The 7,923-nt window shown below is 68.0% G+C and carries 5 protein-coding genes; 3 read left to right on the forward strand and 2 right to left on the reverse strand.

Going from position 1 to position 7,923, the window contains the following annotated elements; translation table 11 throughout:
• The coding region (locus B3587_RS04405; RefSeq protein WP_292726809.1) for a ParA family protein at positions 1-326 on the reverse strand (326 nt) is incomplete at its 3' end.
• A gap of 71 nt (positions 327-397) precedes the next feature.
• Between B3587_RS04405 and B3587_RS04410 the strand changes: the two genes are divergently transcribed.
• From B3587_RS04410 to B3587_RS04420, 3 genes are read left to right on the forward strand one after another with little or no spacing between them, the layout of a single operon-like run.
• Entirely contained in the window at positions 398-3,805 is a 3,408-nt protein-coding gene (locus tag B3587_RS04410; protein WP_292726810.1) for a pyruvate carboxylase, read from the forward strand.
• Positions 3,806-3,852: 47 nt separating this feature from the next.
• A complete protein-coding gene (locus B3587_RS04415; RefSeq protein ID WP_292726811.1) occupies positions 3,853-5,325 on the forward strand; it encodes a MinD/ParA family ATP-binding protein in 1,473 nt (490 codons plus the stop codon).
• Positions 5,326-5,331: 6 nt separating this feature from the next.
• Positions 5,332-5,823: a peptide deformylase gene (locus B3587_RS04420; RefSeq protein ID WP_292726812.1), complete on the forward strand. Its 492-nt coding sequence runs from the start codon at positions 5,332-5,334 to the stop codon at positions 5,821-5,823.
• 76 nt (positions 5,824-5,899) lie between these two features.
• Here B3587_RS04420 and B3587_RS04425 read toward each other — a convergent pair whose 3' ends face one another.
• Positions 5,900-7,726, reverse strand: coding sequence for an AMP-dependent synthetase/ligase (locus B3587_RS04425; RefSeq protein ID WP_292726813.1), 1,827 nt, complete (start codon positions 7,724-7,726; stop codon positions 5,900-5,902).
• Between the last annotated feature and the right edge of the window lie 197 nt (positions 7,727-7,923).

Consider the following 7,923-nt stretch of genomic DNA (forward strand, 5'->3'; position numbering starts at 1 on the left):
ACGTCGCGGACGCTCGGATGCGGGCCGTCGAAGTTGATCGCCGAGGGCGACCCGATCATGACATCGATCGTGCCGGGGTGGACCTTCGCCCACCCGCTGGCGGTGATCGCCTGACGGACGACCTTCTCTTTCGGATTGGCCAGGACATCGGCGACGTTGAGCTTTCCCGCGACCTGGATATCCATGCCGGTGGAGACATCCGACTGGGGGTCGAGGTCCACCACGAGGGTGCGGACACCTCGGGCGAAGGCGGCGGAGGCAAGCCCCAGCGTGACAGTGGTCTTGCCGACACCACCCTTGAGCGAGCTCACCGACAGTACGTGCACGAGGCTCTACGTTACCGTCCCCTAGGCTGGGTGCACACTCAGGCAGGCCCCGTCACCAACAGCGAGGTGTGATGTTTCGCAAGATCCTGGTAGCAAACCGTGGCGAGATCGCGATTCGAGCCTTTCGTGCGGCGGTCGAACTGGGAGCTCGCACCGTCGCTGTCTATCCGTATGAGGATCGCTACTCGCTGCACCGGTTGAAGGCCGACGAGGCCTACCAGATCGGGGAGCGGGGACATCCGGTACGGGCGTACCTGGATGTCGACGAGATCATCCGCGTCGCACGCGAAAGCGGTGCCGACGCGATCTACCCCGGGTACGGCTTCCTCTCCGAGAACCCGGACCTCGCCGAGAAGGCTGCGGCAGCCGGCATTACCTTCATCGGGCCTCCCGCCGCCGTCCTCGAGATGGCCGGCAACAAAGTCACCGCGAAGCAGCACGCCGTGAGCGCCGGGGTCCCCGTGCTGAGGTCGACGGATGCCTCGGACGACGTTGACGCGCTCGTGGCCCAGTCCGCCGACATCGGCTTCCCGATCTTCGTCAAGGCCGTCGCCGGTGGTGGCGGGCGCGGGATGCGCCGGGTCGAGACCCCCGACGAGTTGCCGCCCGCTCTGGCCGAGGCGATGCGCGAGGCCGGCAGCGCTTTCGGAGACGCGCGCGTCTTCCTCGAGCAGGCCGTGCAGCGTCCCCGCCACGTCGAGGTGCAGATCCTGGCCGACAAGACCGGGCACACGGTGCACCTATTCGAACGGGACTGCTCGGTGCAGCGCCGTCACCAGAAGGTGATCGAGATCGCCCCCGCGCCGAACCTCGACCCGACAGTTCGCGACGACCTTCACCGCTACGCCGTCGCCTTCGCCGAATCGATCGGGTACGAGAACGCGGGCACTGTCGAGTTCCTGCTCGAGACCGCGGGCCCGCGCACGGGTGAGGTCGTCTTCATCGAGATGAACCCCCGCATCCAGGTCGAGCACACCGTGACCGAAGAGGTCACGGATGTCGACCTCGTCCAGTCCCAGATGCTGATCGCCTCGGGCACGAGCCTGGAGGAGCTGGGGCTTCAGCAGGAGCGGATCCGTCTTCGGGGCGCCGCCCTGCAGTGCCGGATCACGACCGAAGACCCCACGCAGGGTTTCCGCCCCGACACCGGCAAGATCACGACTTACCGATCGCCGGGTGGTGCCGGCATCCGCCTGGATGGCGGCACGACTGCGGCCGGCTCGCAGATCAGCCCGCACTTCGACTCGATGCTCGCCAAGCTCACCTGCCGCGGGCGCGACTTCGGCGCCGCCGTGCTGCGGGCCCGGCGCGCGCTGGCCGAGTTCCGCATCCGCGGGGTCTCGACCAACATCCCGTTCCTGCAGGCGGTGCTCGAAGACCCCGCCTTCCTCGTCGGCGATCTCTCGACGTCGTTCATCGATGAGCGGCCCGAGCTGCTGCGCGGGCGGGAGTCCAAGGACCGTGGGTCGAAGATGCTCAACTGGCTCGTCGACGTCACGGTCAACCGCCCCCACGGCGAGAACCCGCTGTCGGTCAGCCCGGCGCTCAAGCTCCCGACGATCGACCTCGCCCAGGAGGCGCCGGCGGGCTCTCGCCAACGACTGCTCGAGTTCGGCCCGGAAGGCTTCGCCCGGGCCCTTCGGGAGCAGACCCCGCTCGCCGTGACCGAGACGACCTTCCGGGATGCGCATCAGTCGCTGCTGGCCACGCGGGTGCGCACCAAGGATCTCGTCGCGGTGGCACCGTACGTCGCCCGCATGACCCCCGAGCTCCTCTCCGTCGAAGCGTGGGGCGGCGCGACCTACGACGTGGCGCTCCGGTTCCTCGGCGAGGACCCGTGGGAGCGTCTCGACCGGCTCCGCGAGGCGCTGCCCAACGTCGCGATCCAGATGCTGCTGCGGGGGCGCAACACGGTCGGCTACACGCCGTATCCGACCGAGGTGACGGATGCCTTCGTCGTCGAAGCCGCCGCGAGCGGCGTCGACATCTTCCGCATCTTCGACGCTCTCAACGACGTATCGCAGATGCGTCCCGCGATCGATGCCGTGCTCTCGACCGGCACCGCGGTCGCTGAGGTCGCGATGTGTTACACCGGAGACCTCCTGAACCCCGCCGAGGATCTCTACACCCTCGACTACTACCTGCGACTGGCAGAACAGATCGTGCAGTCCGGCGCCCACATCCTCGCGATCAAGGACATGGCGGGTCTGCTGCGGCCGGCTGCGGCATCCGCGTTGGTGAGTGCCTTGCGCGACCGGTTCGATCTGCCCGTGCACGTGCACACCCACGACACCGCCGGCGGACAGCTCGCGACCCTGCTCGCCGCGTCGGCCGCCGGTGCGGACGCCGTCGACGCTGCCGCCGCGCCGATGGCGGGCACGACGAGCCAGCCATCGCTCTCGGCTCTCGTCGCCGCGCTGGCGCACACCGATCGCGACACCGGGATCGATCTGGCGGCGGCATCCGATCTCGAACCGTACTGGGAGGCCGTTCGTCACCTGTACCGGCCGTTCGAGTCGGGCCTTCCCGGCCCGACCGGTCGCGTGTACCGGCACGAGATCCCCGGTGGACAGCTCTCGAACCTGCGTCAGCAGGCGATCGCGCTGGGACTTGCCGAGGATTTCGAGCTGATCGAGGATCTGTACGCGGCGGCCAACGACATCCTGGGCCGGGTACCGAAGGTCACCCCGTCCTCGAAGGTCGTCGGCGACCTCGCGCTGCACCTGGCAGCGGTCAAGGCCGACCCCGCCGACTTCGCGGCCAACCCCGAGCGCTACGACATCCCCGACTCGGTCGTCGGCTTCATGGCCGGCGAACTCGGCGATCTGCCGGGCGGGTGGCCCGAGCCGTTCCGCTCCAAGGTTCTGCAGGGACGCGCACCCCGCGCCGCATCCGCCGCGCTGCGTGACGAGGATGCCGAGAAGCTGGCCGGGACATCGGGTGAACGTCGATCCACCCTCAACCGACTCCTGTTCCCGGCACCGACCAAGGAGTTCGAGCGGGTGCGCGACACGTTCGGCGATGTGAGCGTGCTCGACACCGTCGACTACCTCTACGGCCTCGAGCACGGCGCCGAACACGTCGTCGAGATCGAGCGCGGTGTGCAGCTGTTCGTCGGCCTGGAAGCCATCGGTGAGGCCGACGAAAAGGGCATGCGCACCGTCATGACCACGCTCAACGGCCAGCTGCGCCCCGTATTCGTGCGTGACCGCAGCATCTCGGTCGAAGTGCGCCAGGCGGAGAAGGCGGACACCTCGAAACCGGGTCAGGTCGCCGCGCCGTTCGCCGGTGTCGTGACACTCAAGGTGGCCGAAGGAGAGTCGGTGGCTGCGGGTCAGCCGGTCGCGTCGATCGAAGCGATGAAGATGGAAGCGGCGATCACATCGCCCGTGGACGGCCTCGTCGAAAGGCTCGTCATCGGTTCACCGCAGCAGGTCGACGCGGGTGATCTTTTGCTCGTGGTGCGACCCGCCGGATAGCCTGGAGGGCGGCGCATCGTCGCCACACCTACGGCAGGGGAGAGCACGTGGCAGATCGATCGGACTCGGAACGGCCGGACAGCGAAGAGCACGGCATCCTCGATGAGGAGCGGGTCGACACGTCCGGAATCTTCCTCGGAGGATCCACCGCCCAGGTCGATGTGGCCTTTCCCGTCCCCGCAGACGACGACGACACGATCGATGAGGACTTCGACGAGTCCGGACACGATCGCGATGTGACGCACCCCGACGCCGCGGAGCGGGCCGACACCGCCGAGGCCGAGATCATCGACGACGCCGTCGTGGCTGCGTGGCAGGTGCGCCACGACACAGACATCGAGGACGCGGTCGAAGCGGATGACCCGGCCCCCGCCCCCGCGTACACCGAGGCTCCGCCCGCGCCGGCGTACGCCGAGGCTCCGCCCGCGCCGGCATACGCCGAGGCTCCGCCCGCGCCGGCGTACGCCGAGAGAGTGGCAGTTCCGGTGGCCCAGCCGGTGCGAGCGGTGGAACCGACTGCCGCGGCCTTCGACGTCACGCTCGCGTCGAAGCGGCTCGACGAACTGGAGGTCAGTCGTGAGGGCGCCGACGTGCTGACGGCCGACCGGCTGCTGGACCCGCACCATGTCGCGAAGGTCGAACCCGAGGGGTTCTGGCAGAGCACGGTGTACCGGGCGTCGGGCACGCTCATCAACCTCGGGGACAGCAAGAAGGCGCGCGCTCGCAAGGAGCTCAGCCGGCGGATCGCGGCGCCGCTGCCCGGAGGCGCTCGTTTCGTTCCCGTGCTCAGCCGCAAGGGCGGTGTGGGCAAGACCACCGTGACGACGCTGCTCGGCATGGCGCTCGCCGACGCGCGCGATGACCGCGTCGTGGCGGTCGACGCGAACCCCGACCGCGGGACTCTCGCGGAGCGGATCGCGCGCACCAGTGGCAAGACGATCCGCGACTTGGTGCGCATCAAGGACGAGGTCGTCGGATACAACGACCTGTCGACCATCGTCGCCCGCGACGAGACGCGGCTCGACGTGCTCGCCTCGGATGCCGACCCGCGCGTTTCCGAGGCATTCGGCGATGACGACTACCGTGCGGCGGCCGCAGTCGCCGCTCATTACTACTCCGTCGTGCTCACCGACACCGGAACCGGCATCGTGCATTCGGTGATGTCGGCGACTCTGGAACGCGCCGACGCGCTCGTCGTCGTCGCGGGCTTGAGCATCGACGAGGCGCGGCTGGCATCCGAGACCCTCACGTGGCTCGAGACGAACGGGTACGGCGATCGTGTGCGCGAGGCCGTTGTGGTGCTCAACACCACCCGACCCGGCTCACCGCTGGTGCGGGCAGATCAGGTCGAAGCCCACTTCCGCACGCGCGTACGGGCCGTCATCCGGATGCCGTACGACTCCCACATCGCTTCGGGCTCGGCGATCGGGTTCCACGATGTGCACCCCGCGACGCGAGAAGCGGCGCGTCAGCTGGCGGCGGCTGTCGTCGAGTCGCTGCGTACCCCTGCGGCGGTGTGAGGACTGATGGCAGTTCGTCCCATCCGAGTGTTCGGCGACCCCGTGTTGCGGGCACCGAGCCTGCTCATCGAGACGATCGACGAGGGCACGCGGGCTCTGGTCGCTGATCTCCTGGACACCGTCGCTCTGCCGGGGCGCGCGGGTGTCGCCGCTCCGCAGATCGGCGTCGGAGTGCGCGCGTTCAGCTACAACGTCGATGGGGAGATCGGGTACGTGCTCAACCCCGTGCTGGTGGCGGTCTCGGGCGAGCCGGAGCTCGTGGGGGAGGGATGCCTCTCTGTCCCCGGCCTCTGGCACGACACGATGCGGTACCCGCACGCGGTCGTCCACGGGATCGATCTGGAGGGCGACCCGATCATCCTGGAGGGTGACGGCCTCATGGCGCAGGCCCTGCAGCACGAGACCGATCACCTGGACGGGAAGCTCTACCTGGACCGGCTCGATCCCGAACGCCGCAAGCGTGCGATGCGTGAGGTCCGCGAGTCCGACTGGTTCTGACCCGAACACACGACAACGACGGGGTGCCTGCGCGCTGCAGATGCACCCCGTCGTTCGGATGTCGGAGTCGGTGCGCCTACGACAGCGACACGTTGGATGTCGTGACCGGCACCGCGTAGAGCTCCTCGATGTGGTCGCCGAAGTCCGCCATGATCACGTTGCGCTTGATGCTCATCTTGGGGGTGAGGTGGCCGCTCGCCTCAGTCCATTCGGTCGGCAGGATCACGAACTTGCGGATCGACTCGGCGCGAGAGACGGACGCGTTGGCCCCGTCGATGGCCTTCTGCACTTCGGCGCGGACTGCGTCGTGGGATGCGGCATCGTCGAGGGACATGTCACCGGGCAGACCGTTGTTGGCCAGCCACGTCGGCAGCATCTCGGGGTCCAGAGTGACCAGGGCCGAGATGAACGGCTTCTGGTCGCCGACGACAACGACCTGTCCGACGATGGGGTTGGCGCGGATCGGGTCTTCGAGCGCGGCGGGTGCGACGTTCTTGCCGCCAGCTGTGACGATGATCTCCTTCTTCCGGCCGGTGATCCGGAGGAACCCGTCCTTGTCGAAGGCGCCGATGTCCCCCGTCTTGAACCACTCGCCATCGAAGGCGGCGGCTGTCGCCTCGGGGTTGCGCCAGTACTCCTTGAAGACGACGATGCCGCGAACCTCGATCTCGCCATCCTCCGCGATGCGTACGCCGACGCCGGGAAGCACAGGGCCGACAGTCCCGATCCGGGACTTGCCCGGGAGGTTGACGGTCGCGGGCGCGGTCGTCTCGGTCAGGCCGTACCCCTCGAGGATGTCGACGCCGAGGCCGTGGAAGAAGTGGCCGAGGCGCTCACCCAGCGGCGCGGATCCCGACACGGCGTACTCGACGCGCCCGCCCATCGCCTCGCGGAGCTTCGAATACACGAGCTTGTCGAACAGGCGGAACTTCACGCCCATCATGAACGGGACCTTGCGTCCCTCCTGCACGTACTTCGAGTGCTCGATCGCGGTGTGCGCGGCCGCGCGGAAGATCTTGCCCTTTCCGCCGGCCTCCGCCTTCTGCTCCGCCGAGTTGTAGACCTTCTCGAACACCCGGGGAACGGCCAGGAGGTAGCTCGGCTTGAAGGATCCGAGCGCGGGGAGAAGCTGCTTGGTGTCGGGCTGGTGCCCGGTCTTCACGCCCGCGTGGACGTTGAGGATCGAGATGAACCGCGCGAACACGTGGGCTGTCGTGATGAACAGGAGCATCGATGCGCCCGGCTTGGCCACGACCTCGTTCAGTGCCTCCGCGGAATTGCGGGAGAGCTCGACGAAGTTGCTGTGCGTCAGGACGCAGCCCTTCGGGCGACCGGTCGACCCCGACGTGTAGATGAGCGTTGCGATGTCGGCGCCCACGGCGAGGGAGCGACGCCGTTCGATCTCGTCATCCGTGACGGCGGCGCCCTTCTCGACGAGCGCGTCGAGGTCGCCCTTGTGCATCGCCCACGTCGAGCGGACGTTCGGGAGCTCGGCGAGCACTTCCTGCACCCGGTCCTCATGATCGGCCGACTCGCAGATGCAGGCCACCGCTCCCGAATCGGAGAGGTTCCACGCGATCTGGGTGGGGGAGCTGGTCTCGTAGATCGGGACCATGACGGCGCCGGCGAAGAAGATCGCGAAGTCGACGAGCGTCCACTCGTAGGTCGTTCGCGCGATGAAACCCACCTTGTCGCCCGGCTCGATGCCGGCTGCGACGAGACCCTTGGCCAGCGCCACCACCTGGTTCAGGAAGTCGGATGCGGTGATGTCTCGCCAGCCGGTGCCCTCGGGCACGGCGAAGAGCGCGAGTTGCGGCGTCTTCTTCACCCGCTCCACGAGCAGATCGGTGATGTTGGCCTGCGGGTCGGGGGCCACGACCGCGGGGGTATCGAACTGAACCACGGCAACTCCTTCGGTACCGGTGAAAAGCGGATCGGTTAACCGCCAATGCTACCGGATGAGACTCGATCTCAGGTGAAGTGACACCACGTTCCACCCGGATACTGCTTGTTCTTGCCGGGTTCGCCCGTGGTCTCAGCACGAGAGTACGGCGTGACTAGACTTCAGAGGCGTCGGCGACGGGGAAAGGAGCGTGCGAG

It is taken from the genome of Microbacterium sp. UBA837, from assembly GCF_002296025.1.
Lineage (GTDB): Bacteria > Actinomycetota > Actinomycetes > Actinomycetales > Microbacteriaceae > Microbacterium.

Excerpts from the sequence above, each read along its gene's own strand:
- B3587_RS04410 (WP_292726810.1), top strand. The coding sequence starts at position 398 with ATGTTTCGCAAGATCCTGGTAGCAAACCGTGGCGAGATCGCGATTCGA.
- B3587_RS04420 (WP_292726812.1), top strand. The coding sequence starts at position 5,332 with ATGGCAGTTCGTCCCATCCGAGTGTTCGGCGACCCCGTGTTGCGGGCA.